Genomic DNA, 24,467 nt, shown 5'->3' on the forward strand with positions numbered 1-24,467 from the left:
ACGCTATGAAAAGTGGTCGTAGCCACGGGAAGCCAAGCTAATGGTCTGGCCGTCTGCCGACCAGACGTGCAAGCCCGCTTGCTTGACGATGCGGCCTATCCGGCTGATGGGCTGGCCAGCATCATCCGCAAGCTGTTGTATGGCCTGGCGTTTATCTGCGGCGGCGGTAAAGCAAAGCTGATAGACGTCGCCGCCGGCAAGCACCGCCTGCTGTACAGTGCCAGTGTCCAGGGCCTGCAAGGCGGGGTGTACCGGCATGGATGCAAAGTGAAGCTCGGCGCCACACTTGCTGGCTTCGAGTATGTGGCCCAGATCCTGCAGCAGCCCATCGGAAATATCGAGCGCGGCGTGAGCCAGGCCAGGCAGCTTCTGCGCGAATTGCCAAGGCGGCTCGGGTCGATCGAGTGTGGGGCGGGTGGCTGCCAGCAGCGACTGGTCCATGGGCAATGTACCGTTCAGGAGCTGCAAGGCAATATCCGGTGCGCCCAAGGCCCCCGTTACCCAGATATCGTCATCGACCATCGCCGCATCGCGGCGCAAGGCTTGCCGGGCATCGACTTGCCCCATGACGGTTACGCTGATCACAATGCCGGAGATACTGCGGGTGGTATCGCCTCCCACCAGGGGACAGCCGGCGCTGTCAGCGAGCGCATGAAAGCCCGACGCGAACTGCTCCAGCCAGTCGGCATCCACAGCGGGTAGCGACAAGCCCAGGAGACAGCCCAACGGCTGCGCACCCATGGCCGCCAGGTCGGACAGATTGACGGCGAGGGCCTTGTGTCCCAGAGCTTCGGGCTGCGCATCCGCGAAAAAATGACGGCCTTCGATCAACAGATCGGTGCTGGTGGCCAGATGCCGGCCGCCGGCCAAGGGCAACAGGGCGCAATCGTCGCCCACGCCCAGGTATCCTGACGGCGCGGGCCGAGAAAAATATCGTGCGATGAGGTCGAACTCGTTGTCCAACGGGTTTGGCCTAGCGGCGAGGGGCCGCCTGAACCTCGGCCGGGCGGACATCGGCCGCCATTTTGTCGAGCACGCCATTTACAAACTTGAAGCCGTCAGTGCCGCCAAAGGATTTGGCCAGCTCGACCGCTTCATTGATGGCAACCTTATACGGCACTTCGAGGTGGTGTATGAGCTCGAAACTGCCGATCAGCAAAATGCCGTGCTCGATAGGAGAAAGCTCTTCCAGCGGGCGGTCGACATAAGGCATGAAGCGCTCGCGCAGTGCCGGCGCCTCACGAAGCACACCGTGCAACAGGGTTTTGAACCATGTGGCATCGGCTTCGCGGAACTCGTCGTCGTCCCGGATATGCGCATCGATCTCGCCGGCGTCCTGCAAGCCGGCATCGCCACGCAACAGCCAGGCGTAAACCCCTTGGAGCGCAAACTCGCGCGCCCGCCGCCGCGCGCTGCGGCTATTGCCGCGAGCCGCAGCGCCGGCAGGCGCTGTCCGTGTGCTATTTGTCGTCAAGATCGTCGTCCTCGTCCTCGTCGCCCTCATCGTCGTCGTCGAAGTCGTCATCGTCTTCGGTTTCGGGCTCGAGAGCAGCAACGAGGTTGGCCATTTCGACGGCGCTGCGTGCGCAGTCGCGCCCTTTTTCTTCGGCGCGCTCTTGTGCCTGCTCTTCGGTGTCAGTGGTAAGCACGCCATTGGCGACGGGAATGCCGGTTTCCAGCGACACTCGGCTGATGGACGACGCACTTTCGTTGCTGACGATTTCGAAGTGGTAGGTTTCACCGCGAATGACCGCGCCCAGCGCGATCAGCGCGTCGAACTCGAAAGTTTCGGCCATTTGGGCCAGGGTGACGCCCAGTTCGAGCGCACCAGGCACTGACACCACCATGACGTCACGTTCGTCCACGCCCAATACAGCCAATTCGGCCAGGCAGGACTCGAGTTCGGTTGTGCCGATCTCTTCGTTGAAACGAGACCGTACGATCCCGATATGGAGGCCTTCCCCATTCAGGTCGGGCGTCAAAGTGTAAGGGTTCATAGTCATGAGTTCCAGTTAGGGTGTGGCTTGCGGTTCACTATCGTAACCCGTTATCGTCAATGAAAACCCCGCCATGCTGGGCATTTTTCGGGGACGCGCCAGCAAGCGGGCCTTGCCTACGTTCAGATCGCGCATGATCTGCGCCCCAATACCGTAGGTACGCAAGCCATAACGGCTTTCGCGATCCAATTGGGCCGTTTCAGTCGCCTGCTCGTGGTTCCAGGCTTCGAACTGGCTGAACAGCAGTTCGGTTGAGCCTTGGCAGTTAAGCAGGATCATGAGCCCCGAAGGAGCAGCCACAATGGCCTTGAGCGCGTTGGCCACGCTCCAGCTATGGGTGGTGGCGCCTTCGAACAGTACATCCAGCATGCTGGTCGGCTCGTGAACGCGCACCAGCGTCTCGACCTCGGGAGTGATATTGCCATGGGTCAGCGCCAGATGGAGCGCGCCCGAAGCCAGATCACGGTAGGCCACGGCATGAAAGTCGCCCCAGGGCGTGCGCACGTCGCGGGCAGCCAGGCGCTCGACCATGGACTCGTGTTCGCTACGGTACTGGATGAGGTCGGCGATCGTGCCTATTTTCAGTCCGTGCTCGCGGGCAAAGACTTTAAGGTCGGGAAGGCGGGCCATCGAGCCGTCCGGTTTCAGGATCTCGCAGATGACCGCAGCAGGCGTCAGGCCAGCCAGCGCCGTCAGGTCGCAACCGGCTTCGGTATGCCCGGCACGCACCAGCACACCGCCACGCACGGCCTGTACCGGGAAAATATGGCCAGGCTGCACCAGATCGGCCGGCGTGGCGTCGCGCGCGACGGCTGTCTGAATGGTACGCGCCCGGTCGGCCGCTGAAATGCCGGTGTCCACGCCTTGGGCGGCCTCGATGGACATCGTGAAGTTGGTGCCGAAGCGCGTGCCGTTGCGGCTGGCCATCAACGGCAGGTCCAGTTGACGGCACCGCTCTTCGGTAAGGGTCAGGCACACCAGCCCGCGCGCATGCGTGACCATGAAGTTAATGGCTTCGGGGGTGACGAACTCGGCCGCCATGACCAGGTCGCCCTCGTTTTCGCGATCTTCTTCGTCGACCAATATAACCAGTCGGCCCGCGCGAAGCTCGGCAATAATTTCGGGGACGGGCGATATCTCGAAAGACGGCGCGTTGTCCACTTCAACAACGGAAGGCTTGCTCATGACATGTAGACTCAGTAAAAGATTGCCCCATTTTAACGCTTGCACAAAGGCGGGTAAGATCTGCGCTACAACTCCCTTCAATAGATGGCATGACTGTAAAAAAACCCGCGTCTGGCGTTCATGATGGTCGACGCAGCATCCAGTCGGTGGAAACCGGCTTTCCGCTATTGGCGGCACTGGTGGACGCCGCCGTTGCGCTTAACCTGCGCGACCTGGCAGCACGTGCCGGCATGACTTCCGCCAAGGCCCATCCCTATCTGGTCAGCTTCACCCGTGTCGGCCTGGTGCAGCAGGACGCCATCACCGGCAAGTACGAGCTGGGGCCCTTCGCCCTGCAGATGGGGCTGGTAAGCCTGCAACTGCTCGAGCCCGTGCGCGTTGCGCTTCCCCATGTGAATCAGTTGGCCGACCAAATAGGCCACACACTGGCGATCGCCGTACTGGGATCGCACGGCCCCACCATGATCCATATCACGCAGGCGAGCTACCCGGTGCATGTCAACATGCGTAATGGCACCGTGATGTCCATGCTGCATACCGCTACCGGCCATGTCTTCGCCGCCTGGCTGCCGCCAAAAATCGCTCGACACTATATAGAGCGTCAGATTGGCGACGAAGCCGTGGTAACCAGCATCAGCCCCTTGCTGCCCAGCCCACAGGCGCTGGATGCGCTCAAGGCGGAAACGCGACGGACGGGCATGGCGCGCGCCTTGGGCAACCCCTTGCCCGGTATCGACGCGCTGTCGGTGCCCGTGTTTGATCACTCCGGAAATATCGCGCTGGCGCTGACCAGCCTGGGGCCAAGCTCGCTGTTCGATGCGTCCGAGAACGGGCCGATTGCAAGCGCGCTGCTTGAATGCGCGGCCACCATTTCGCACCAGCTGGGGCACTCTGTAATTAAGCGGGAACGCCGTTTGCCATAGGGAAATACGGCAATTCTCTTATCTATCATATTCCTATATGATTGACGCCTAAACAATTAGAAACACCACCCGGAGACAGACCATGAAGCCATCACGCATGCTCCTGCTAGGCGCATTTACTGCCATTTTTGGCCTGGCGCAATCAGCCGTGGCCCAAGATAGCTGCCCCAACCGCGGCGACCTTGACACCATGTATTGCGACGCCAACAACGATCTGGTTGCCGATACCCCTACCGATCCGGCCAAGCTCAACACCCCGTCAACCGTCGTTTTCACCTATACGCCGGTGGAAGACCCCGCCGTTTACGCCGAGATCTTCTCGCCGTTTACCAAGCACTTGTCTCAGTGCATAGATCGCAAGGTCGTGTTCTATCAAGTCCAAAGCAACGCGGCCGAAATCGAAGCCATGCGCTCCAACCGCCTGCATGTCGGCGGCTTTTCCACAGGCCCCACCAACTTCGCGGTCAACCTGGCGGGCGCAGTACCTTTCGCGGTCAAGGGCGATGCCAGCGGCTTCCAGGGCTACAACCTTATTCTCATCGTCAAGAAAGACAGCCCTTTCAAGAGCCTTGGCGACCTGAAGGGCAAGAAAGTTGCGCATACCTCGCCGTCGTCCAACTCGGGCAACATGGCACCTATTGCGCTCTTTCCCAAGGAAGGCCTGGTACCGGGCACCGATTACGAGTTCCTGTATTCCGGCAAGCATGACCAATCCATCATGGGCGTGAATTCCGGCGACTACGATGCCGCCGCCGTTGCCTCCGACGTGTTCTATCGCATGGCCGAACGCAAGCAAGTCAATGCCGACGACTTCCGCATCCTTTACACCAGCGAAAAGTTCCCAACGTCCTCGTTCGCCTATGCCTACGACCTCGAGCCGACGTTCCGCGACAAGATGCTCAAGTGCTTCTACGACTATCGCTTCCCGGACGAAATGAAAGAAGCCTTCGACGGGGCCGACCGCTTCTACCCCATCACTTACAAGAAAGACTGGGCCATCGTGCGTGATGTCGCCAAGGCGGGCGGCGAAAGCTTCACCCGTTCGGCATACGACGAAGCCGCCAAGAAGGCGAAGTGAGGCAGTATGGGGGCAACACTGCATATCGCCGGACTCGCCAAGGAATACAAGGCCAACACGCCCGTCCTGAAAGACATCAGCCTGGACATCTCCAATGAGGGCCTGACGGCCGTCATTGGGCCCTCGGGCACCGGCAAAAGCACGTTGTTGCGCTGTATTAACCGGCTTATCGAGCCCACTGCGGGCGCCATCATCCTCCAAGACGATGGCACCCGTATCGATCTTGCCAAAGTGCGCGGCGCCGCCTTGCGCCAGGCGCGCCGGCGTATCGGGATGGTCTTCCAGGAATACAACCTGGTCGAGCGCCTGACCGTCATGGAAAACCTGCTTACCGGGCGGCTGGGCTACGTTTCCGCGTTCAACGCTTGGCGGCGGCGCTTCGAAGCGGCCGACATCGAATACGCATTCGATCTCCTCGACACCGTCGGCCTGTCAGGCTTTGCCAATCAGCGGGCCGATGCGCTTTCCGGGGGCCAACGCCAACGCGTGGGTATTGCCCGGGCACTGATGCAGCGACCACAATTGCTGCTGGCGGACGAGCCCACCTCTTCGCTGGATCCCAAAACGTCTGTCGAAATCATGGAACTGCTGATCGAACAAGGCGACGCCTTCCATATCCCTGTCATCGTCAACATCCACGACGTCGAGCTGGCCAAACGCTATGCATCCCGCATCATCGGCATGTCGGGCGGCACCATCGTCTACGACGGTCCCCCGGCCGAGCTTTCCAACGACATGCTCCAGCAAATTTACGGGGGTCAGTCTTGGCTGCAGTAGGCCACACCGCAGAACGCAGCAGCAAACCCTTCGCGCTGTCCACGCGGGCCAAACTGGGACTGGTTCTTGTGGTGGCCTACGCCCTGTTTGCCTCAACGCAGCTGGGTTTCTCGTGGGAACGCTTCGAGGCCGGCATGGGCCACGGCGCCAGGTTCCTGTCGCGCATGTTTCCACCCAGCCTCGAACGGCTGGACGTGCTGTGGAAAGGCATCGCCGAAAGCCTGGAGATCGCCGTGCTCTCCACCACGCTGGGCATACTGCTGGCCTTGCCCATCAGCCTGCTGGGCGCACGCAATTTGATGCCGGTATGGGCCTCCTGGCCCGCGCGCGCCATCGTCTCGCTTTGCCGCTCGCTGCACCCGGTCATCGTGGCCATCCTGTTCGTCAAGGCCGTGGGCTTCGGCGCATTGGCGGGGGTATTGGCGCTTACGGTCGCCTCCATCGGCTTCATCGGCAAGCTGTTTACCGAATCCATCGAAGAGATCTCCCTCAAGCAGGTCGAAGCCGTGCGCGCAACGGGCGCATCCTTTGCCAATGTCATTATCTTTGCCGTCATGCCGCAGGTCTTTGCGCGTTTCGTGGGCTTCTCCACCTATCAGCTTGACTCCAACCTGCGCAACTCCACCATGGTCGGCATCGTGGGGGCAGGCGGCATCGGGGGCACCTTGTTCTCGGCCTTCCAGCGCTTCGACTACGATTTCGTCTGCACCATTTTGCTGACCATCATCGCGATCATCATGCTGGGCGAGTTGCTGGCCGGCGTCGTACGGTCCATTTTGCTGGACAACGTCAGCCCCATGGCCTTGTTCAGGAAGAAGGCCCATAAATCCAGCGTGCCGGCCCCGATCGAGGACGACGGATGAACGACGCCACGCAAACCGCCGGGCCTGCCCCACGTCAGTGGCTGCGATACACCGCCGGGCAGCGTTTGCTGCGCTTTGCGCTGTACCTGATTTTCGTGCTGGCTATTGTGCAGTCGCTGCGCAGCATCGATGTCATTCCCGAGTTCCTCTACGACGCCCCCACACAGATGGCCGACCTGCTGCATCGCATGTGGCCAGTCTCGTGGCAGAGCTTCCCGGGCACCATACAGCGCGCTCTCATTGAAACACTGCACATGGCCACGCTGGGTACCATACTGGCGGTCATCATGGCCGTACCGGTGGGCCTGGCTGCGGCCAACAACCTGGTACCGAACAAGACCATCAATTTCCTGGCGCGGCTTATCCTGGTTTCCAGCCGCTCCATTAACTCACTGGTCTGGGCCTTGCTGTTTATTGCCATTTTCGGCCCTGGGGCCCTGGCTGGCACAATTGCCATCGCGTTCCGCTCTATCGGCTTCATCGGCAAACTGCTGGGCGAGGCCATCGAAGACGCGCAACCGGGGCCTATCGAAGCACTAACCGCCACCGGCGCCCGTACCGGGTCCATCATCGGCTATGGCTATTGGCCGCAAATACGCCCGGCGTTCTGGTCTATTGTGTTGCTGCGCTGGGACATCAATGTGCGCGAATCAGCCGTGCTGGGCCTGGTCGGCGCCGGCGGCATCGGCATGGCGCTGAACAGCGCCATGGACCTATTCCAATGGGACAAGGTCTCCCTGATACTGGTCCTGATCTTCAGTATCGTCGTGGTCGCTGAGGTTCTCATTACGCGGGCGCGCAAAAGCCTGCTTTAAAAAAGGCCGCGCCGCACTGGCGACACGGCGCGCATGGCTGCGAAGCCGATTAATCGCCCAGCAATGCCGCCGCGAATTCGCGCGCCACGAAGGGCTGCAAGTCGTGCAAGCCTTCGCCCACACCTATCCAGTACACCGGCACGGGCCGCACGCCTTGGCTGCCGGCTGCTACCGCGGCCAGCGTACCGCCCTTGGCCGTGCCATCCAGCTTGGTGACAACCAGACCGGTCAGGTTAATGGCTGCATCGAAAGCTCGGATTTGCGCAATGGCGTTCTGCCCGGTGTTGCCGTCGATAACCAGCAGCACCTCGTGGGGCGCCGCGCCATCGGCTTTGCCGATGACCCGCTTGATCTTCTTGAGCTCTTCCATCAGATGCAACTGCGTAGGAAGGCGTCCGGCCGTGTCTATCATGACCACGCCGGCCTCTCGCGCACGTCCGGCATTGACGGCGTCAAAGGCCACAGCAGCGGGATCGCCACCCTCTTGCGCAATCACCGTTACGTTATTGCGCGCACCCCATTCCATCAGTTGCTCGCGCGCAGCGGCGCGGAAGGTGTCTCCGGCCGCAAGCAATACCCGCGTGCCCTGCGCCTGGAAGTGATAGGCCAGCTTGCCGATAGAGGTGGTCTTGCCCGCGCCGTTGACGCCGGCAATCATCACAACCATGGGGGCCACGGTGCCCAAGGGGAACGGTTTCTCGAGCGGCGCCAGGTGCTCGGCCAGGATGTCGCGCAAGGCGGTTTTGACCTGGGCGGCGTCGTCCAGCCGCTCTTTGCGCACACGGGCGCGTAGCGCCGTCAGCAGTTTCTCTGTAGCCTCCATGCCCGCATCCGCCATGATCAGGGCTGTCTCGAGCTCTTCGAACAAGGCCTCGTCGACCTTCACGCCCACGAACAGGCCGCCGATATTCTGGCCGGTGCGCGACAAGCCTTTTTTCAGGCGCGTCAGCCACGACCCCTTCTCTTTCTCGACCGTAGCGGCTTCAGGCACGGCTAGTGGCTGGGTTTCCGGCATCGCGACAGTGACGGCATCGGGCGCCCCAGGCACCGTCTGAACATCTGCCACGGGCATCTCTTGCTGAAGTGCCTCTGGCTCGAGCGTGCCGGGATCCATAGCGTCGGGCCCGGGCTGTGCCGGCTGTTGTGTCTCAGGCGACGGACCTTTGGCTTCTGGCGGCGGCGCCTTTCTTTTAAAAATACTGAACATACGTTTTACACTACCCGATAGAGTTGGAATCCAACACAACAAATTCCTGGTCGCACATGAAGAAGCATGCAGTACGTATTGTAGGCGGTGATTACCGCAAAACACCCATACCCGTCGTCGACGCCCCAGGGCTGCGGCCAACACCGGACCGCGTGCGCGAGACCCTATTTAACTGGCTGTCGCACTTCTGGTCAGGCGACTTCAGCAAGAAACGGGTACTGGACCTGTTCGCGGGAACCGGTGCGCTGGGGTTCGAGGCCGCCTCGCGCGGGGTGGCTCACGTCCAGATGGTCGAGACCCACCCCGCAGCCGTGACGGCCCTGCGCAATTTGCGCAGCAAGCTCAAGACCAACAATGTTCGCATCCATGCGGGTGATGCCAGCACGGTGCTGCAGCGTGTGGAGCCTGCCAGTTTCGATCTGGTGATGCTGGACCCGCCCTTCGACCAGGCATGGGTGGACAAGCTCTGGCAGAAGGTAGGAGCGGTACTTGCCCCGGATGGCCTGTTGTATATTGAAGCCGAAACGGCTGTTGTTCCGCCCGAGGCATTCGAAATATTGCGGCAATCGCGAGCCGGCAGTGTGCACTTTCAGCTGCTGGGATTTGCTGCGGCGCAAAAAACAGTCAATAATCCCGAATCAATCTGAAATCGCATGACGACCGGGCGCTGGCCCGGCACTGCCAACCGGCGCTCAACCTCTTGGAAACTTCGGAATTTGCATGATTACTGCAGTCTATCCCGGAACATTCGACCCGCTGACCCGCGGCCATGAAGACCTGGTTCGCCGCGCTGCTGGTTTGTTCGACCGTGTGGTGGTGGGGGTCGCCCACAGCCGCAACAAAAGCCCCTTCTTTTCCGTGGCGGAACGCGTGGAAATTGCACGCGAGGTGCTGGGCCATTACCCCAATGTCGAGGTCAAGAGCTTTGCCGGCCTGCTGAAGGACTTCGTCCGCGAGCAAGAGGGCCGTGTCATCGTGCGCGGGCTGCGAGCCGTATCTGATTTCGAATACGAATTCCAGATGGCCGGCATGAACCGCCACCTGCTGCCCGAAGTCGAAACCTTGTTCATGACACCATCGGACCAATACCAGTTTATTTCGGGCACCATCGTGCGCGAAATTGCCATACTGGGCGGCGACGTCAGCAAGTTCGTGTTTCCTTCGGTCGAGCGCTGGTTACATAGCAAGGCTAAAACCCGCCGCGACGAACAAGACCACGAAGAACAAGGGTAATGCGGTCCGCCGCAGCTGACTGAACTACACTAGGCAAGGCGAACTGCACCGCGCAGGGCGCCTGGTCTTTTTTATCAGTTAGCTTTTGCAGGAATCAATCATGGCGCTGCGTATTACCGACGAATGCATCAACTGCGATGTCTGCGAGCCGCAATGCCCCAACCACGCCATCACCATGGGGCTGGAGATCTACGAGATCGAGCCTTCCTTGTGCACCGAGTGCGTGGGGCATTTCGACGAACCGCAATGCCAGGTCGTCTGTCCGGTCGAATGCATCGTCTTCGATCTGGACCACGAGGAAGACCACGACATGCTGTTGGCCAAGTACCAGCACATTACGGCAACGACTTAAGGGCCCCGCCCCAGCCTCACAGCGCGGGCCACAGCACCCTGCCTGCTTCGGGATGCACCTTGACCAGCCGGCATGGCTGCTCAAGGAACTTCGCGAACCAGGCCGCCGCCAAGTCGCCTTCGTCGACCACATCGACACTTTGGCTGCCCACTTTGGCAACACCACGTACGCTATCGTCGTCCTCGATGACGTCCAGCGGAATGTCCAGGCGCAACATGCCGGGCGCGCGCAGGACCAGATATCCCAGGTTCACTTCCACCGCAACCTCGGCAAGTCGGGGGCATTTGCCGGTGCCCAGCCAATTGGACGCCGCGTCTACAACCAGCCAACGCTTGTCATAGCCTGCCGCTGAAGGTTTGGCCGTGCCGCCGCATCCGGCAACGGGAAAATACAAAGGTGTAGTCATTGTCCTAGTAGTCCTTTTAAGGCCTCGCCTATGCTTTTTACGGGGTCCACGGGTTTTTTAGGCGGCTCCTGGCCGGGTGCCGGTGCGAGCTCGGCCGGCGGCTTGCCGATCTGGCTGGAAAGCAGGTCCAGCAGGCCGCCTTGCACCGCCTCTTTTACCGCCTTGCTGCCCACCTCTTTCCACTGAACCTGGTAGCCTAAATGATCAAAGGGACCGGATACCCGTACTGGCACCGTGACGTTGCGCAACTCGGCCAAACCAGCGTTGTCGCGCGCGGCGCGATCGCCTGCCACTTTGATATTGAGCATCACATCCAGTTGATCGTTAACCAGATCCACCGACGCCGGCGTACCTTGGGTTACGCGAAGCACGGGTGCGACGAGACTCAGCTTATTGACGGTGCCTTGACCATGGTCGAAGGCCATATCGACATCCAGCGCGCTGAATGGCGTGCGCCTGTCGATGTCAAAGCGAGTGACCAGATCGGGCAGTTGCCCGCTGAACATATTGCGCACGACAGCGTTGACCTCGCGTAGCGTCTGCGCCACGTCTATGCCACGAATTGCGCCATCACGGATCTTGCCTTGCACCGTGCCGGTCAGGCCCGCTTCCAGTGCCGGTACGGTATCGCCCTGGCTGGCCAGCTTAAGGCTGATCGTCCCCCGGCCCTCCAGACGGCGTTCGCGGGCAGCCGCCTGCAAGAAAGGCGCGAGCGATACATTGGTCAAAGCCAAGTCGCCCGTGAAGGCGTTCTGTGCATCGGCTGTAAGCGTACCGGCCAACAGCCCTTCGTAGAGATCAGCCTTGATGCCGCTGATGGTCAGCTTGCCGTCCGCCGCCAATACGTTGGCCGCGAATTTCTTGGCTTCGAGATCTTGCACCTTCAGTTCCCCGATGGCTATCTCGCCGTGGACGTCGGCGGACTGCAGGAAGGACAGGTTGACCGTCTGGGCGGCCTTGTCCGGCGCAGCGGGCGGCGCAGTCTCTTTCGGGGCCGGTGCAGGGGGTTTCTCTTGGACGTCCTTTGCCGCGGGCGGTGCTGCTGCCGGCGGCGCAGGCGGCGGGAACAAGGTGTTGAAATCAAGCCGATCTGCTGCCAGGGTGAACTTGACCTTGGGGTCTTTCAGTTGTGTTGCGTTGACGCGGAAGTCGAGCCGGCTGCCGCTTAGCACCGCATTGATTTCACTAACCAGTTGATCTTGAACCAGGTCGGCCTGCAGGCTGCCAATAAACGGAAACTGGAAACTGCCGCCAGGCAGCGCCGCATCTTCGATCCGGATATCGCCTTTCATGGCGGACAAGCCGCCTTTCTCTTCAAAGACGTCCCACACCGCCGGTGAAGTCATGTTTACCTGCACCAATCGCGCGTTCTCTTTCAGGCCCGCATCGATAGTGAGCTGCTCGAAAGTCAGCTTGCTGGCGTTTCCGCCTATGCCTTTCATGCCCAGGGCCACTGCAAGCACGTCGTTACCTTCACCGAACTTGATGGTGCCGGATATAGGCTCGCCCTGGGCGGCATCGGGAGAAATCGCCAGGCTGGGAGCGTCGAAAGCAATATCAAACGGCTTATCGGGCAGCTTGCCGCGGGCACGATAGGCCAGCTTCTCTACCTTTAGCTGTGCCTGGCTGCGATCCATCTTCAGTTGCGGCACGGTCAGACCGATGTCCAGCCCCTCGATGGGGGTGTCGCCGCCGACGTCTCCTTGTACGATCAACTCCAGCCCACTGGCACTGACCATTTCGCTGTACGCGCTGTACGCCAGATTGCCGCGCAAGCTGACAGCCCGTGCTTGCAAGGGACCCAGCATGCCGGCAACCGTCAGGTTAAGCCGTTGAGCCGAATAGGCTTGCTCATCGGGGTTGAACTTGACGATGGCCTGAGCGTCGATATTGGCGTCGGCAACGGGGAAGTCCCCCATCAGCTTGCCCTTGAGCGCCACATCGAAGGCCTGGTTGACGGTCATGCGTCCTGTATTGACATCCAGCTTTACCACGCGAGCCGACGAGCCCGTTATGTTGTCGTAGAGGTGGATCTCGCCATTCTTGAGATCGAGCCCGGCAATATCAATCTGCAGTTCCGCGCCGTCATCCGTTGCGCTTTTACCGGGCTCCGACAGCGCGTCAGTGTCTTGCGGCACCGGCTGTGCCTGGGCGGATGAAACCGGCTTGAGGTTGGGCAGAGATACCGCAGCCAGCGGCGGGGCCAGAACTTCCAGCCCGGCTGAGCGCCGCTCGATAAGATCACGGAAATTGAACTGGCCATGCTGATCACGCGTGACCCATGCCTTGAAGCCGGTAACAGCCACATGGTCAATGACCAGCCGATTGAACATCAAGGGCCAGATCGCGACCGCAAAGCGAGCGCTATCGACAGACGCAAACGTATCAGAACTGTTCCGGTTGGACAGCGACACGTTCTCGACGGACAAGCCTATACGAGGAAACAGCGACAGCTCGATCTCGCCCTTGATGGAGAGCGTACGCTGGTACCGATCGAAGACAACTTCCTCGAGCTTGCTTTTATAGGCGTTGGGGTCGAACGTCAGGAGGAATATTGCGATACCAACCAGCGCAACGATGACCACCACGACGAGACTGAACAGCACCCGTTTCAACCAAACTTTCATTTCCAGCCTCTAAAACCACGGGCGAACCCTAAGCCACATGCGGCATTCGGAATGCTAACCCATGATGACGGGACGATCGGGGAACCCGCGCCGCCTTTTTACGCACGCAATCGCAAAAAATTGCCGGGGTTGGCAGCAGGAACCTGATTTTATTACTATGGGCAATATAGAAATTGATCAAACATCGGTAGACAGATGGTACAACCCAGTACGATGTATATATGATCGCAGAATCAGCCCACCCATAACTTACAAGACGACACATGAAATTCGAAACCCTCGCCATCCATGCCGGCTACAAGCCCGACCCGACGACCAAATCCGTTGCAGTGCCCATTTACCAGACCACGTCTTACGCCTTCGATAGCACCCAGCATGGCGCCGATTTGTTCGACCTTAAAGTGCCGGGCAACATCTATACACGCATCATGAACCCCACGAACGCCGTGCTGGAAGAGCGCGTTGCCGCCCTGGAAGGTGGCGTTGCCGCCTTGGCTGTGGCTTCGGGCATGTCTGCCATTACGTACGCGATTCAGGCCATTGCACAGGCCGGTGACAACATTGTATCGGTCGCCAAGCTATATGGCGGCACTTACAACCTGTTCGCGCATACCTTTCCGCGCCAGGGCATCACCGTAAAGTTTGCACCGCATAACGACGTTGCCGCCCTGGAAGCCCTGATTGACGAAAATACCAAGGCTGTCTTCTGCGAAACCATCGGCAACCCAGCCGGCAACATCGTCGATATCCAGGCCTTCGCCGACGCAGCTCACCGTCATGGCGTTCCGCTTATTGTAGACAACACGGTGGCCTCGCCGGCACTGTGCCGCCCAATAGACTACGGCGCGGACATCGTTGTGCACGCCCTGACCAAATACATGGGCGGTCATGGCACCACTATTGCAGGCGCGATTGTCGATTCGGGCAAGTTCCCCTGGGCCGAAAACAAGAAGCGCTTCCCGATGCTGAACGAGCCAGATCCGTCCTACCATGGCGTGGTCTACACCGAAGCCTTTGGCCCCGCCGCTTTCATTGGCCGCTGCCGCGTCGTACCGCTGCGCAATACCGGCGCTGCACTGTCGCCCTTCAATGCCTTCCTGATATTGCAAGGCATCGAAACGCTGTCGCTGCGCATGGAACGCCATACCGAAAACGCCATGAAGGTTGCCCAGTATCTGAAGCAGCACCCGCAAGTATCGTGGGTGCAATATGCCGGTCTGGAAGACCATCCCGAGCATGCCCTGGCCAAAAAATATGTGGGCGGCAAACCCGCCAGCATCCTGTCGTTCGGCGTCAAGGGCGGCAGCGCTGCCGGCGCGCGCTTCATTGATGCCTTGCAACTGATTTTGCGCTTGGTCAACATAGGCGATGCAAAATCGCTGGCCTGCCACCCCGCTTCCACCACACACCGTCAGCTTAGTCCCGAAGAGCTGGCCGCCGCCGGCGTGGGCGAAGATATGGTCAGGCTTAGCGTGGGCCTGGAGCATATTGACGACATCCTGGCCGACCTGGAACAGGCTCTTCGAGTATAGTAGCTTCAAAAGCAGCATCAAAAGAAACCACAACCTAGCGGAAGAGACTACATGCATATTGGAATCCCACGTGAAACCGCGGCGGGCGAGACGCGCGTGGCCGCAACCCCAGAGACGGTAAAAAAATTCGTCGCGGCCAAGCATTCCGTCGTCGTAGAACGCGGCGCGGGATCCCAAGCACATTTTCTCGACGAAGCCTACGAGCAGGCCGGCGCCACACTGGCCGACAGCTCGCAGGCGCTGGGCGCCGACATCGTGCTGAAGGTGCGCTCGCCCGACTCGCAAGAACGGCAGCACATGAAGCAAGGTGCGCTGCTTATCGGCATGCTCGACCCGTTCAACGCGCCGGGCATCGCCGAACTGGCCAGCGCCGGCCTGACCGCCTTTGCGCTCGAAGCCGCCCCGCGCATTACCCGCGCACAAAGCCTGGACGTGCTTTCTTCCCAAGCCAACCTGGCTGGCTACAAGGCAGTGCTGCTCGCTGCCAACCAGTACGGGCGGCTCTTTCCCATGATGATGACGGCGGCGGGCACCCTGAAGGCCGCACGTGTCGTGGTATTGGGCGCCGGTGTGGCGGGTCTGCAGGCTATCGCCACCGCCAAGCGTCTGGGCGCCGTGGTCGAGGCCTCGGACGTGCGTCCCGCAGCCAAAGAGCAAATCGAATCCCTGGGCGCAAAGTTTATCGACGTACCGTTTGAAACCGACGAAGAGCGCGACATCGCGCAAGGCGTCGGCGGCTATGCACGTCCGATGCCTGCTGCCTGGATGGCACGCCAGGCAGCCTTGGTGGCTGAGCGCTGCAAGCAGGCCGACATCGTGATCAGTACAGCGCTGATACCCGGTCGACCGGCCCCGGAGCTCATCAGTGCCGAAACCGTCCAGGGCATGAAGCCCGGTTCGGTCATTGTCGATCTCGCGGTCGAGCGCGGCGGCAACTGTCCGCTTTCAGAAAAAGACCAGATTGTGCAAAAGCACGGCGTCTGGCTCGTTGGCTACAGCAACCTTCCGGCCCTGGTGGCACACGATGCATCCGCGCTTTACGCACGCAACGTGCTCGATTTCATGAAATTGATCGCCAACAACGAAGGCGAACTCGCCATCCAAGAAGAAGATGAAATCATCGTCGCCTGCATGGTTTGCAAGGACGGTAAGGTACTAAGGAGCGCCTGATGGAAGCCGTAAGTCCAACCCTGATCAACGTCATTATTTTCGTGTTGGCCGTCTACGTCGGCTTTCATGTCGTCTGGAACGTCACGCCGGCGCTGCACACGCCGCTCATGGCCGTCACCAACGCCATCTCGGCCATTGTCATCGTAGGCGCCATGCTGGCTGCCGCCCTGACCGAGGGCAGCCTGGCCCGCTACATGGGCGTATTCGCCGTGGCACTGGCCGGGGTGAATGTCTTTGGCGGCTTCCTGGTCACCCGGCGCATGCTCGAGATGTTCAAGAAAAAAGACAAGAAGCCCAAAGCAGGAGGCCAGGCATGATCTCCCACGACCTGGTCACACTGTTTTATTTGATTGCCTCGGTCTGTTTCATACAGGCGCTTAAAGGGCTGTCGCACCCCACCACATCGCGGCGCGGCAACGCCTACGGCATGGTGGGCATGGCCATCGCCGTACTGACCACAGCTGCGCTTATCGTCAGCCTGGCCAAGGACGGCGCCGCCGGCATCGGTTTGGGCTGGGTGCTGCTGGGTCTGCTGGTGGGCGGAACAGTCGGCACCATCATGGCCAAGCGGGTCGAAATGACCAAAATGCCCGAACTGGTGGCTTTCATGCACAGCATGATCGGTCTGGCGGCCGTCGCCATTGCGGTGGCCGTGGTGGCCGAGCCGCAAGCCTTCGGGATCGTCATACCGGGCGACCCCATCCCCGTGGGCAACCGGCTTGAACTCTTTATCGGCACCTTCGTCGGCGCCATTACGTTCTCGGGCTCTGTCATCGCTTTCGGCAAGCTCTCGGGCAAGTATAAGTTCCGCCTGTTCCAGGGCGCGCCCGTTGTCTTCCCGGGCCAGCACATGGTCAACCTGGCGCTGGCGATTGCCATGCTGGCATGCGGCTTCTGGTTCATGGGCACACAAGAATGGCTGCCCTTTATCATCATGACGGCGCTGGCCTTCGTGCTGGGCGTGCTGATCATCATCCCGATTGGCGGCGCCGACATGCCCGTGGTCGTCTCGATGCTTAACAGCTATTCCGGATGGGCAGCAGCCGGTATCGGCTTTTCGCTGAACAACCCCATGCTGATCATTGCCGGCTCGCTGGTCGGCTCGTCCGGCGCCATCTTGTCATACATCATGTGCAAGGCCATGAACCGGTCGTTCTTTAACGTGATCCTTGGCGGATTCGGCGCGGAACCCGGCACAGCGGCCTCGGGCGACCAGGCGGCGCGCAACGTCAAGTCGGGTAGCCCCGACGACGCGGCCTTCCTCATGAGCAATGCCGAGACCGTCACCATCGTGCCTGGCTACGGTCTGGCCGTGGCCCGTGCTCAGCACGCCCTGAAAGAATTGGCCGAAAAACTGACCGAAAAAGGCGTTACCGTCAAATACGCCATCCACCCTGTTGCCGGCCGCATGCCGGGCCACATGAACGTGCTCCTGGCCGAGGCAGAAGTGCCCTACGACCAGGTCTTCGAGATGGACGATATCAACAGCGAGTTCTCGCAGACGGACGTGGTGCTGGTGCTGGGCGCCAACGACGTGGTCAACCCAGCCGCGAAGAACGACCCGCAATCGCCCATCGCGGGCATGCCCATCCTGGAGGCCTACAAGGCACGCACGGTCATCGTCAACAAGCGCTCAATGGCCGCCGGCTACGCCGGCCTGGACAACGAGTTGTTTTATATGGACAAGACCATGATGGTGTTTGGCGATGCCAAGAAAGTAATTGAAGACATGGTCAAGGCAGTCGAATAACCGAGAGTTCATTATGTCTACCGCTAGTACCGAAGTTGAATCCGCCGAGCAATATACAGTTTCCTCGCCAGAGGAAATAAGGCGGTTGCTTCAGTCGGTACAAGCACAGAATTTGCCCGTGCGCGCTTATGTCGTCAGCCGCCGCGCCCCCTTGGTTACAACGATACTCCGCATCGAAGACGATACCGACTCCATCGTCATTGACGGTACGCCCGACAACGGCCTGGCCGCCGACCTTATCGCCGAAGAGAATATCCGCTTCGAGACCGTCCTGGACCACATCCATCTGCGATTCTCGTCTGCGTACGCGCGGTCGTGCCTGATGGACAAACGCAGCGCCTTCCGGCTACCGATCCCCGACGAAATCGGTTTGCAGCGACGCGAGTTCTATCGTGTCGAGGTGCCAGTCACGAACGCGCCGCAGTGCAATTTTCAGCTTAGAATTTCCAAGGACGAGGTCGTGCTTAACGTGAAAGATATCAGCGTAGGCGGCATTTGCGTCATTGATGACAAGAACGTGCTCAGGCAGGTACCAGGCGCTGTTTATGAAAACTGCGAGATCGACCTTCCCGAGCACGGTGAGATCGTTGCCAATTTGCGTGTCGTCCGCTCTGTCGTTCAAGAGCTTGACAACGACAAGCGCCGTCGGCTGGTAGGCCTGGCATTCATGGATTTGCCCAACCGCATGCAAATGCTGGTGCAGAGCTACATCGGGATGGTCGAGCGCAAACTAAACGCCAAACGCCGCGGCTTCGAGTGATCCGCCGCGCCGACAAACAATTTGCTCGACGCAATCAAGCAACGTATTAATAGCTGGCATCATCAATGACATATAAACCGGTTAGACTAGCGGCGACTGTTCCGGCTGCCATTTCAATGGCACCGCCCTCTTACCCGGTATTACATTAATGTCTATCGCCACAACGCCGTCCATGGACGATCACGAAGACCGCTACACCGTGACGTCACGGCTTGAAATTCAATCACTTTTGCGCTCGGTGCAGCGAAAGAACTCCTTGCTGCGGATGCATGTCAAGGGCCGCTTGGTTGCAATCATAACGACCATCCTCGAGATCGACACGGCTACCAACTCGCTGATTGTGGACAACTCTTCCGATGAAGAGTTCAATCGCCGCATCACCACTGCAGGAACCGTGTGCTTCGAGACGTATCTCGACAAGATACGGATAGACTTTTCAACTGATGAGATCCATAACTGCGTACAGGATGGCCGGCCCGCGTTGCGCCTGGCAATTCCCACAACGCTGACACGAGTCCAGCGCCGTGATTCCTATCGGGTCGAAACGCCCGTCACCGACATGCCGCGCTGCACTTTCACCATCGACACGGCAGACGGACCAGCTCGTACCACTCTAGACGTCATGGACATAAGCGCCGGCGGAATCTGTGTGGTCGACAACATGCACCGACTGGACAACGCGAAAGGCGCCACCTACCCCGAATGCAAGCTGAACCTGCCCGAGTTCGGCGACGTTATCGCCACCCTACGTGTGACGCGCTCACTTGACGACGTCGGTGCCAATAATAAAGAGCGCCGGCTACTGGGCTGCAAGTTCGTTTCGTTATCGAACCCAATGCAGATGCAGGTACACAGCTATATCGACATGGTCGAGCGCAAGCTGAACGCCAAACGCCGCGGCTTCGAGTAACACCATGGATGCCGACTTCTGGCTAGAGCGCTGGCGCGACGGGCGCACACACTTTCATCAAAACCGCATTACGCCGTTACTGCAGAAGTACTGGCCTACGCTGGCGCTACCCGCCGACGCCAAGGTGTTCGTGCCGTTGTGCGGCAAGTCGCTCGATATGCTGTGGATCGCCGAGCAAGGTCATTATGTGCTGGGTAGCGAACTATCGCAGTTGGCCGTAGAGCAGTTCTTTGACGAGAACAAACTACGTCCGACTACCCATGACAGCGCCGCAGGGCGACACTACACCGCCGGCAACATCGAGATCATTTGCGGCGACATCTTCGATCTGGACGCTGCAACGCTGGCCGGCTGCATGGGCGCCTACGATCGGGCTGCACTGGTTGCCCTGCCGCAAGACATGCGTCAACGCTATGTGGACCATGTCTATGCGCAGCTTGCTCCAAAATACCGGGGCCTGCTGCTGACTCTGGACTACGAACAAGAGCAAATGGACGGCCCGCCCTTTGCCGTGGGCGACGCGCAAGTGCAATCCCTGTATGCGCAGCACACCGATGCCAGCCTTATAGACCGGCGCGGCATCCTGGACAAAGAGCCAAAGTTCGCCGAACGCGGCCTGACGCGACTCGACACGTTGGTGTACACCCTTAGCCGCCGAACGTAAGTGGCGTTACCATCCTGATATGACCCAAGCCATACGCCTGACTCAGTACAGCCACGGGGCCGGCTGCGGCTGCAAGATATCGCCCAGCGTGCTCGACACCATCCTGGCCGGCAGCGGCGCGCAGAATCTTGATCCGCGCTTGTGGGTCGGCAACGCATCGCGCGACGATGCAGCAGTCTACGGCATCGATGACGAGCGCGGCGTCGTGTCGACGACCGACTTCTTCATGCCCATTGTTGACGACCCCTACGATTTCGGACGCATCGCCGCCACCAATGCCATCAGCGACATCTACGCCATGGGTGGCGACCCCTTGATGGCCATTGCCATACTGGGCTGGCCGGTCAGCATCCTCCCGCCGGAGATTGCACGCGAGGTAATACGTGGCGGACGCGCCGCCTGCGACTTGGCCGGCATCGCGCTGGCCGGCGGACATTCCATCGACGCACCTGAGCCTATTTTCGGCCTGGCCGTTACTGGCATCCTCGACAAGCGTCACCTGAAACGCAACGATACGGCTACCGTGGGCTGCTTGCTTTATCTGACCAAGCCGCTGGGCATAGGCATACTCACTACTGCCGAGAAGCGTGGCACGCTACGCCCCGAAGATGTTGGCGTCGCGCGTGACTGGATGTGCAAGCCCAACTCTGCGGGCAGCCGGTTTGGCAAGCTTGCAGGCGTAAGGGCCATGACCGACGTAACCGGCTTTGGCCTGCTTGGCCACCTGACAGAAATGGCGGATGGCAGCGGCTTGACGGCCCACATCAAGTACGATGCGGTTCCCCGCCTGGACGGTGTGGATTTCTACCTTGGTGCAGGCTGCGTTCCCGGCGGCACCTTGCGCAACTTCGAGAGCTACGGCGCGCGCATCGCCCCGCTGCCCGATACACAAAAATTACTGTTGTGCGATCCGCAAACCAGCGGCGGTTTGCTGGTTGCCGTCGAGCCCGCAGGCCAGGACGCCTTTCTGAAGGCGGCGGCGGAACTGGGTCTGCAGTTAAGCGCCATCGGCCAATTGCACCCCCGCCAGGAGTACGCGGTACAGGTTCTGTAATGCGCCCGGACAGCAGCGACTACGCAAGCATCTTTATCGACGACCTGCCCCTGATGGACGTCAGGGCTCCTGTCGAGTTCGCCAAGGGAGCCTTTCCGCAAGCCTTGAACCTGCCCTTGATGAACGACGGCGAGCGTCAGCAAGTGGGCGCCTGCTATAAGCAACGCGGCCAGCAAGCAGCAATTGCGCTGGGCCATGAGCTGGTGCGCGGCGCCATCAAGGCACAGCGCGTCCAGGCCTGGGCCGAATTTGCACAAGCCCATCCCGACGGCTATCTGTATTGCTTTCGTGGCGGCCTGCGCTCGCAGATCGCCCAACAATGGCTGGACGAGGCAGGCGTTCCCTACCCCCGCATCGTCGGTGGCTACAAGGCCATGCGCGGGTTTTTGATCCAGACGCTGGAGGTCGCCATTGCCCAGTGCGATTTCATTTTGGTGGGCGGGCTGACAGGCAGCGGCAAGACGGAACTGCTTGCCGAACTGGACAATGCCATTGACCTGGAAGGCCACGCCAACCATCGCGGCTCCAGCTTTGGCAAGCACGCCACGCCGCAACCTTGCCAGATAAATTTCGAGAACAGCCTGGCCATCGATCTGCTGAAAAAGCGACACCAGGGCCTGGCATACTTTGCGCTGGAAGAGGAAAGCCGCAGCATCGGAAGCTGCTTTTTGCCCTTACCCTTGCAGTCGGCCATGCCGGGCTACCCCATGGTGTGGCTGGAAGATGATCTGGACGGACGCGTAAATCGCATCTTGCGCGACTACGTGGTCGATCTTTGTGCCGAGTACGTCGCCATACAGGGCGAGCCCGCAGGCTTCCTGGCCTATGCGGATAGGCTGCGATTAAGTCTGGCCGGCATCTCGCGGCGACTGGGCGGCGCCCGCCACCAAAGGTTGGCGTCCATCATGGACGAAGCGCTTGCCACACAACAAAATACTGGTGCCGTCGAGGGTCACCGCGACTGGATACGCGCGCTGCTGACTGAATACTACGACCCGATGTATGCCTTCCAGAAGGAAGGCAAAGGCGAGCGAATATTGTTCAGCGGCCGATATGACGAGGTGCTGGCGTACTTGAAGGCAACGATGTCGCAGCGTCGGCATCCTGCAGGAAAGTCTCGAGTACCTGCGTAAGCCAATTTAAAATGCCTTGCACACGTGGTGGAACCTGCCGCCGGTGGGGGTACAGCAGCGTGACCGGCATGGCGGCCGCAGTCAGGTCCGGCATTACCGACACGAGCTGCCCGGCATCTATCAGGTGTTGCGCACCGACCAGTGGCGCCTGCACCATGCCCAGGCCCGCCAGGCATGCTGCCTGAGCGGCATCGGTGCCATTGACCACAATGGCGCTACGCATGGGATGCAGACGCCGCTGCGTGCCTTCCAGATATTCCCAACCAGCGCCTTGCGTGCCAAGTTTGGCCGCATAATGCACGATGCGATGCTGGTCCAGATCGGCCAGCGTCGTCGGCGTGCCGTAGACCGCCAGATACGCAGGGCTGGCAAGATTGCACATCTGCATCGCGCCGACCGGACGAGCCACCAACTCGGTGTCACGCAGAAACCCGACCCGCAGTACACAATCAAACCCTTCATGTATGAGGTCCACTTGATGGTCAGTGGTACTGATGCCCAGCTCCAGCGCGGGGTTCTCCGCCAGGAACTCCGGCAACCTCGGGATGATCAGTCGCCGGGCCAGTGCGGTTGGCAGGTCGATGCGCAGGCGTCCACGCAAACCACTTTTGACGGGCTGGAACATGGCCTGCAAGTTCTCGGCATCTTCGATCAAAGCCTTGCAGCGCCCAAGAAATTGTTCGCCGTCAGCGGTAAGTCGCACCTGACGTGTGGTCCGCTGCAGCAATCGCGTGCCCACCTGCATCTCAAGCTTTTGCACCGCTGCCGAAACGCGGCCTTTGGCCAGGCCCAACTGATCGGCCGTCTGCGTAAAGCTGCCAAGTTCTGCGACGCGAACGAAGATGCGTAGTGCTGTTAAATCCATGGGCAATTAAACCAAGCAAAGTCTGCCAGCGGCAAGCCCAAATTGAACCGGGACTGTCACACGGACGCAATATACCGTCCCTACACTGAAAACGTTTTCATCGTTCTCTCGTCCCCTTCGTTTTTATTTGGAGATCCACATGTCTATCGTAAAACGCGTCGCTCAAGCCGGCTTGCTGGCCCTGAGCCTGGCGGCCGGCAACGTCATGGCGCAGACTGCAATTTGCTACAACTGCCCGACCGAGTGGGCGGATTGGGGCACGCAATTGCGCGCCATCAAAGACAAGACGGGGGTGACCATACCGCCCGACAACAAGAACTCGGGCCAGTCGCTGGCCCAGTTGGTTGCCGAGAAGGCCAACCCTGTCGCCGATATGGTCTATGTAGGCATCTCGTTTGCCGCCCAGGCGCAGAAGGAAGGCGTGGTTGCGCCATACAAGCCCGCAGCCTGGGATGATATTCCGGCTGACTTGAAAGACCCTGATGGTCATTGGTTCGCCATCCACTCTGGCACCTTGGGCTTCATGGTCAATGTCGATGCTCTCGAGGGCAAGCCGATTCCAGCGTCATGGGCCGACCTGTTGAAGCCTGAGTACAAGGGCCTGGTTGGTTTTCTGGATCCGTCATCGGCATTCGTTGGCTACGTCGGCGCGGTTGCTGCCAACGTAGCGTTGGGCGGCTCGCTGGACAACTTCGAACCTGGCATCAAATACTTTACCGAACTGAAAGCCAACGAACCCATCGTCCCCAAGCAAACTTCTTATGCGCGTTTGCTGTCCGGTGAAATCGCCATCCTTCTGGACTACGACTTCAACGCCTATCGCGCCAAGCACAAGGACAAGGCCAATGTCGAGTTCGTGATCCCTCAGGAAGGGACAGTGGCTGTGCCCTATGTGATGAGCCTGGTTGCCAATGCGCCACATCCGGACAACGCCAAGAAGGCATTGGACTTTGTCTTGTCTGACGAAGGCCAGGCCATCTGGGCCCGTGCGTTCCTGCGGCCAATACGCGCTAGCGCGATGCCGAAAGATGTCGAGGCCTTGTTCCTGCCGGCGACCGATTACGCGCGTGTCAAAACTATCGACTACGCACACATGGCCAACGTGCAGCGCGGTTTCGTTGATCGCTATCTGAAAGAAGTGCAGTAGATTCCCCATTACCCTTAGC

The 24,467-nt window shown here is 60.0% G+C and carries 26 protein-coding genes; 18 read left to right on the forward strand and 8 right to left on the reverse strand.

The features are described 5' to 3' along the window. Positions 1–3: 3 nt before the first annotated feature. From thiL to ribBA, 4 genes are read right to left on the reverse strand one after another with little or no spacing between them, the layout of a single operon-like run. On the reverse strand, positions 4–1,014 hold the full coding sequence (gene thiL / locus CKA81_RS10165; protein ID WP_128355158.1) for a thiamine-phosphate kinase: 1,011 nt from the start codon (positions 1,012–1,014) through the stop codon (positions 4–6). Further along, complete coding sequence (nusB, locus tag CKA81_RS10170; protein WP_394342509.1) at positions 974–1,474, reverse strand: transcription antitermination factor NusB; 501 nt, start codon at positions 1,472–1,474, stop codon at positions 974–976. Before nusB ends, thiL begins: the two co-directional genes overlap by 41 nt. Continuing rightward, the gene (ribH, locus tag CKA81_RS10175; RefSeq protein ID WP_128355160.1) at positions 1,461–1,997 is read right to left on the reverse strand and encodes a 6,7-dimethyl-8-ribityllumazine synthase; all 537 of its coding nucleotides are present in this window, start codon (positions 1,995–1,997) and stop codon (positions 1,461–1,463) included. Before ribH ends, nusB begins: the two co-directional genes overlap by 14 nt. 15 nt (positions 1,998–2,012) lie before the next feature. Then, the gene (gene ribBA / locus CKA81_RS10180) at positions 2,013–3,182 is read right to left on the reverse strand and encodes a bifunctional 3,4-dihydroxy-2-butanone-4-phosphate synthase/GTP cyclohydrolase II (RefSeq protein ID WP_128355161.1); all 1,170 of its coding nucleotides are present in this window, start codon (positions 3,180–3,182) and stop codon (positions 2,013–2,015) included. 89 nt (positions 3,183–3,271) lie between these two features. Between ribBA and CKA81_RS10185 the strand changes: the two genes are divergently transcribed. The 5 genes from CKA81_RS10185 (at position 3,272) to phnE (CKA81_RS10205) (ending at position 7,638) form a co-directional block, all read left to right on the forward strand. Further along, positions 3,272–4,105 carry an IclR family transcriptional regulator gene (locus CKA81_RS10185; RefSeq protein ID WP_128355162.1) on the forward strand — a complete coding sequence of 278 codons (834 nt, stop codon included), beginning with the start codon at positions 3,272–3,274 and terminating at the stop codon, positions 4,103–4,105. 97 nt (positions 4,106–4,202) lie between these two features. Continuing rightward, positions 4,203–5,183 (forward strand): phosphate/phosphite/phosphonate ABC transporter substrate-binding protein, encoded by a 981-nt coding sequence (phnD, locus tag CKA81_RS10190; protein WP_394342554.1) that lies wholly within the window; start codon positions 4,203–4,205, stop codon positions 5,181–5,183. Between the two features lie 6 nt (positions 5,184–5,189). Then, positions 5,190–5,960: a phosphonate ABC transporter ATP-binding protein gene (gene phnC, locus CKA81_RS10195; protein WP_128355164.1), complete on the forward strand. Its 771-nt coding sequence runs from the start codon at positions 5,190–5,192 to the stop codon at positions 5,958–5,960. Then, a complete protein-coding gene (gene phnE, locus CKA81_RS10200) occupies positions 5,948–6,823 on the forward strand; it encodes a phosphonate ABC transporter, permease protein PhnE (protein WP_128355165.1) in 876 nt (291 codons plus the stop codon). The genes phnC and phnE (CKA81_RS10200) overlap by 13 nt, the downstream gene beginning before the upstream one ends. After that, positions 6,820–7,638: a phosphonate ABC transporter, permease protein PhnE gene (phnE, locus tag CKA81_RS10205; RefSeq protein WP_128355166.1), complete on the forward strand. Its 819-nt coding sequence runs from the start codon at positions 6,820–6,822 to the stop codon at positions 7,636–7,638. The genes phnE (CKA81_RS10200) and phnE (CKA81_RS10205) overlap by 4 nt, the downstream gene beginning before the upstream one ends. A gap of 49 nt (positions 7,639–7,687) precedes the next feature. Here phnE (CKA81_RS10205) and ftsY read toward each other — a convergent pair whose 3' ends face one another. Beyond that, positions 7,688–8,845 carry a signal recognition particle-docking protein FtsY gene (gene ftsY, locus CKA81_RS10210; protein WP_128355167.1) on the reverse strand — a complete coding sequence of 386 codons (1,158 nt, stop codon included), beginning with the start codon at positions 8,843–8,845 and terminating at the stop codon, positions 7,688–7,690. Positions 8,846–8,901: 56 nt separating this feature from the next. Here ftsY and rsmD point away from each other — a divergent pair, with 56 nt between their 5' ends. The 3 genes from rsmD (at position 8,902) to CKA81_RS10225 (ending at position 10,430) form a co-directional block, all read left to right on the forward strand. Further along, positions 8,902–9,492 (forward strand): 16S rRNA (guanine(966)-N(2))-methyltransferase RsmD, encoded by a 591-nt coding sequence (gene rsmD, locus CKA81_RS10215; protein WP_128355168.1) that lies wholly within the window; start codon positions 8,902–8,904, stop codon positions 9,490–9,492. A 73-nt stretch (positions 9,493–9,565) separates the two neighbouring features. Further along, positions 9,566–10,078, forward strand: a complete 513-nt coding sequence (gene coaD, locus CKA81_RS10220; protein WP_128355169.1) for a pantetheine-phosphate adenylyltransferase — start codon at positions 9,566–9,568, stop codon at positions 10,076–10,078. Positions 10,079–10,178: 100 nt separating this feature from the next. Next, the gene (locus tag CKA81_RS10225) at positions 10,179–10,430 is read left to right on the forward strand and encodes a YfhL family 4Fe-4S dicluster ferredoxin (RefSeq protein ID WP_128355170.1); all 252 of its coding nucleotides are present in this window, start codon (positions 10,179–10,181) and stop codon (positions 10,428–10,430) included. 16 nt (positions 10,431–10,446) lie between these two features. Here CKA81_RS10225 and CKA81_RS10230 read toward each other — a convergent pair whose 3' ends face one another. Both CKA81_RS10230 and CKA81_RS10235 read right to left on the reverse strand, forming a co-directional pair. After that, complete coding sequence (locus tag CKA81_RS10230; RefSeq protein WP_128355171.1) at positions 10,447–10,836, reverse strand: MOSC N-terminal beta barrel domain-containing protein; 390 nt, start codon at positions 10,834–10,836, stop codon at positions 10,447–10,449. Continuing rightward, positions 10,833–13,463, reverse strand: a complete 2,631-nt coding sequence (locus CKA81_RS10235) for an AsmA family protein (RefSeq protein WP_128355172.1) — start codon at positions 13,461–13,463, stop codon at positions 10,833–10,835. The genes CKA81_RS10230 and CKA81_RS10235 overlap by 4 nt, the downstream gene beginning before the upstream one ends. 263 nt (positions 13,464–13,726) lie before the next feature. Between CKA81_RS10235 and CKA81_RS10240 the strand changes: the two genes are divergently transcribed. From CKA81_RS10240 to mnmH, 9 genes are all read left to right on the forward strand, one after another. Continuing rightward, positions 13,727–14,995, forward strand: a complete 1,269-nt coding sequence (locus tag CKA81_RS10240) for a bifunctional O-acetylhomoserine aminocarboxypropyltransferase/cysteine synthase (protein ID WP_128355173.1) — start codon at positions 13,727–13,729, stop codon at positions 14,993–14,995. Between the two features lie 51 nt (positions 14,996–15,046). Beyond that, the gene (locus tag CKA81_RS10245) at positions 15,047–16,165 is read left to right on the forward strand and encodes a Re/Si-specific NAD(P)(+) transhydrogenase subunit alpha (RefSeq protein ID WP_128355174.1); all 1,119 of its coding nucleotides are present in this window, start codon (positions 15,047–15,049) and stop codon (positions 16,163–16,165) included. Next, positions 16,165–16,482 (forward strand): NAD(P) transhydrogenase subunit alpha, encoded by a 318-nt coding sequence (locus tag CKA81_RS10250; protein WP_128355175.1) that lies wholly within the window; start codon positions 16,165–16,167, stop codon positions 16,480–16,482. The genes CKA81_RS10245 and CKA81_RS10250 overlap by 1 nt, the downstream gene beginning before the upstream one ends. Further along, complete coding sequence (locus tag CKA81_RS10255) at positions 16,479–17,915, forward strand: NAD(P)(+) transhydrogenase (Re/Si-specific) subunit beta (RefSeq protein ID WP_128355176.1); 1,437 nt, start codon at positions 16,479–16,481, stop codon at positions 17,913–17,915. The genes CKA81_RS10250 and CKA81_RS10255 overlap by 4 nt, the downstream gene beginning before the upstream one ends. A 13-nt stretch (positions 17,916–17,928) precedes the next feature. Next, on the forward strand, positions 17,929–18,675 hold the full coding sequence (locus tag CKA81_RS10260; RefSeq protein WP_128355177.1) for a flagellar brake protein: 747 nt from the start codon (positions 17,929–17,931) through the stop codon (positions 18,673–18,675). 148 nt (positions 18,676–18,823) lie between these two features. After that, on the forward strand, positions 18,824–19,585 hold the full coding sequence (locus CKA81_RS10265; protein WP_128355178.1) for a flagellar brake protein: 762 nt from the start codon (positions 18,824–18,826) through the stop codon (positions 19,583–19,585). A gap of 4 nt (positions 19,586–19,589) precedes the next feature. Beyond that, positions 19,590–20,249, forward strand: a complete 660-nt coding sequence (locus CKA81_RS10270; RefSeq protein ID WP_128355179.1) for a thiopurine S-methyltransferase — start codon at positions 19,590–19,592, stop codon at positions 20,247–20,249. Between the two features lie 19 nt (positions 20,250–20,268). Beyond that, a complete protein-coding gene (gene selD / locus CKA81_RS10275; RefSeq protein ID WP_128355180.1) occupies positions 20,269–21,303 on the forward strand; it encodes a selenide, water dikinase SelD in 1,035 nt (344 codons plus the stop codon). Next, complete coding sequence (gene mnmH / locus CKA81_RS10280) at positions 21,303–22,436, forward strand: tRNA 2-selenouridine(34) synthase MnmH (RefSeq protein WP_128355181.1); 1,134 nt, start codon at positions 21,303–21,305, stop codon at positions 22,434–22,436. Before selD ends, mnmH begins: the two co-directional genes overlap by 1 nt. On the opposite strand, the gene CKA81_RS10285 is transcribed toward mnmH, so the two are convergent. Continuing rightward, the gene (locus CKA81_RS10285; protein WP_128355182.1) at positions 22,345–23,301 is read right to left on the reverse strand and encodes a LysR family transcriptional regulator; all 957 of its coding nucleotides are present in this window, start codon (positions 23,299–23,301) and stop codon (positions 22,345–22,347) included. The two genes, mnmH and CKA81_RS10285, sit on opposite strands and share 92 nt — an antisense overlap. Before the next feature lie 139 nt (positions 23,302–23,440). Here CKA81_RS10285 and CKA81_RS10290 point away from each other — a divergent pair, with 139 nt between their 5' ends. Further along, positions 23,441–24,448, forward strand: coding sequence for an ABC transporter substrate-binding protein (locus tag CKA81_RS10290; protein WP_128355183.1), 1,008 nt, complete (start codon positions 23,441–23,443; stop codon positions 24,446–24,448). The last annotated feature ends 19 nt before the right edge of the window (positions 24,449–24,467 follow it).

Origin of the sequence: Pollutimonas thiosulfatoxidans, from assembly GCF_004022565.1 — a bacterium.
GTDB classification, from domain to species: Bacteria; Pseudomonadota; Gammaproteobacteria; order Burkholderiales; family Burkholderiaceae_B; genus Pusillimonas_D; species Pusillimonas_D thiosulfatoxidans.

Bases quoted from the DNA above. Each gene is read 5' to 3' on its own strand.
- thiL (WP_128355158.1), bottom strand. From the start codon at position 1,014: ATGTCCGCCCGGCCGAGGTTCAGGCGGCCCCTCGCCGCTAGGCCAAAC.
- ribH (WP_128355160.1), bottom strand. From the start codon at position 1,997: ATGAACCCTTACACTTTGACGCCCGACCTGAATGGGGAAGGCCTCCAT.
- ribBA (WP_128355161.1), bottom strand. From the start codon at position 3,182: ATGAGCAAGCCTTCCGTTGTTGAAGTGGACAACGCGCCGTCTTTCGAG.
- CKA81_RS10185 (WP_128355162.1), top strand. From the start codon at position 3,272: ATGACTGTAAAAAAACCCGCGTCTGGCGTTCATGATGGTCGACGCAGC.
- phnD (WP_394342554.1), top strand. From the start codon at position 4,203: ATGCTCCTGCTAGGCGCATTTACTGCCATTTTTGGCCTGGCGCAATCA.
- phnC (WP_128355164.1), top strand. From the start codon at position 5,190: ATGGGGGCAACACTGCATATCGCCGGACTCGCCAAGGAATACAAGGCC.
- phnE (WP_128355166.1), top strand. From the start codon at position 6,820: ATGAACGACGCCACGCAAACCGCCGGGCCTGCCCCACGTCAGTGGCTG.
- ftsY (WP_128355167.1), bottom strand. From the start codon at position 8,845: ATGTTCAGTATTTTTAAAAGAAAGGCGCCGCCGCCAGAAGCCAAAGGT.
- rsmD (WP_128355168.1), top strand. From the start codon at position 8,902: ATGAAGAAGCATGCAGTACGTATTGTAGGCGGTGATTACCGCAAAACA.
- coaD (WP_128355169.1), top strand. From the start codon at position 9,566: ATGATTACTGCAGTCTATCCCGGAACATTCGACCCGCTGACCCGCGGC.
- CKA81_RS10225 (WP_128355170.1), top strand. From the start codon at position 10,179: ATGGCGCTGCGTATTACCGACGAATGCATCAACTGCGATGTCTGCGAG.
- CKA81_RS10230 (WP_128355171.1), bottom strand. From the start codon at position 10,836: ATGACTACACCTTTGTATTTTCCCGTTGCCGGATGCGGCGGCACGGCC.
- CKA81_RS10235 (WP_128355172.1), bottom strand. From the start codon at position 13,463: ATGAAAGTTTGGTTGAAACGGGTGCTGTTCAGTCTCGTCGTGGTGGTC.
- CKA81_RS10240 (WP_128355173.1), top strand. From the start codon at position 13,727: ATGAAATTCGAAACCCTCGCCATCCATGCCGGCTACAAGCCCGACCCG.
- CKA81_RS10245 (WP_128355174.1), top strand. From the start codon at position 15,047: ATGCATATTGGAATCCCACGTGAAACCGCGGCGGGCGAGACGCGCGTG.
- CKA81_RS10250 (WP_128355175.1), top strand. From the start codon at position 16,165: ATGGAAGCCGTAAGTCCAACCCTGATCAACGTCATTATTTTCGTGTTG.
- CKA81_RS10255 (WP_128355176.1), top strand. From the start codon at position 16,479: ATGATCTCCCACGACCTGGTCACACTGTTTTATTTGATTGCCTCGGTC.
- CKA81_RS10260 (WP_128355177.1), top strand. From the start codon at position 17,929: ATGTCTACCGCTAGTACCGAAGTTGAATCCGCCGAGCAATATACAGTT.
- CKA81_RS10265 (WP_128355178.1), top strand. From the start codon at position 18,824: ATGTCTATCGCCACAACGCCGTCCATGGACGATCACGAAGACCGCTAC.
- CKA81_RS10270 (WP_128355179.1), top strand. From the start codon at position 19,590: ATGGATGCCGACTTCTGGCTAGAGCGCTGGCGCGACGGGCGCACACAC.
- selD (WP_128355180.1), top strand. From the start codon at position 20,269: ATGACCCAAGCCATACGCCTGACTCAGTACAGCCACGGGGCCGGCTGC.
- mnmH (WP_128355181.1), top strand. From the start codon at position 21,303: ATGCGCCCGGACAGCAGCGACTACGCAAGCATCTTTATCGACGACCTG.
- CKA81_RS10285 (WP_128355182.1), bottom strand. From the start codon at position 23,301: ATGGATTTAACAGCACTACGCATCTTCGTTCGCGTCGCAGAACTTGGC.
- CKA81_RS10290 (WP_128355183.1), top strand. From the start codon at position 23,441: ATGTCTATCGTAAAACGCGTCGCTCAAGCCGGCTTGCTGGCCCTGAGC.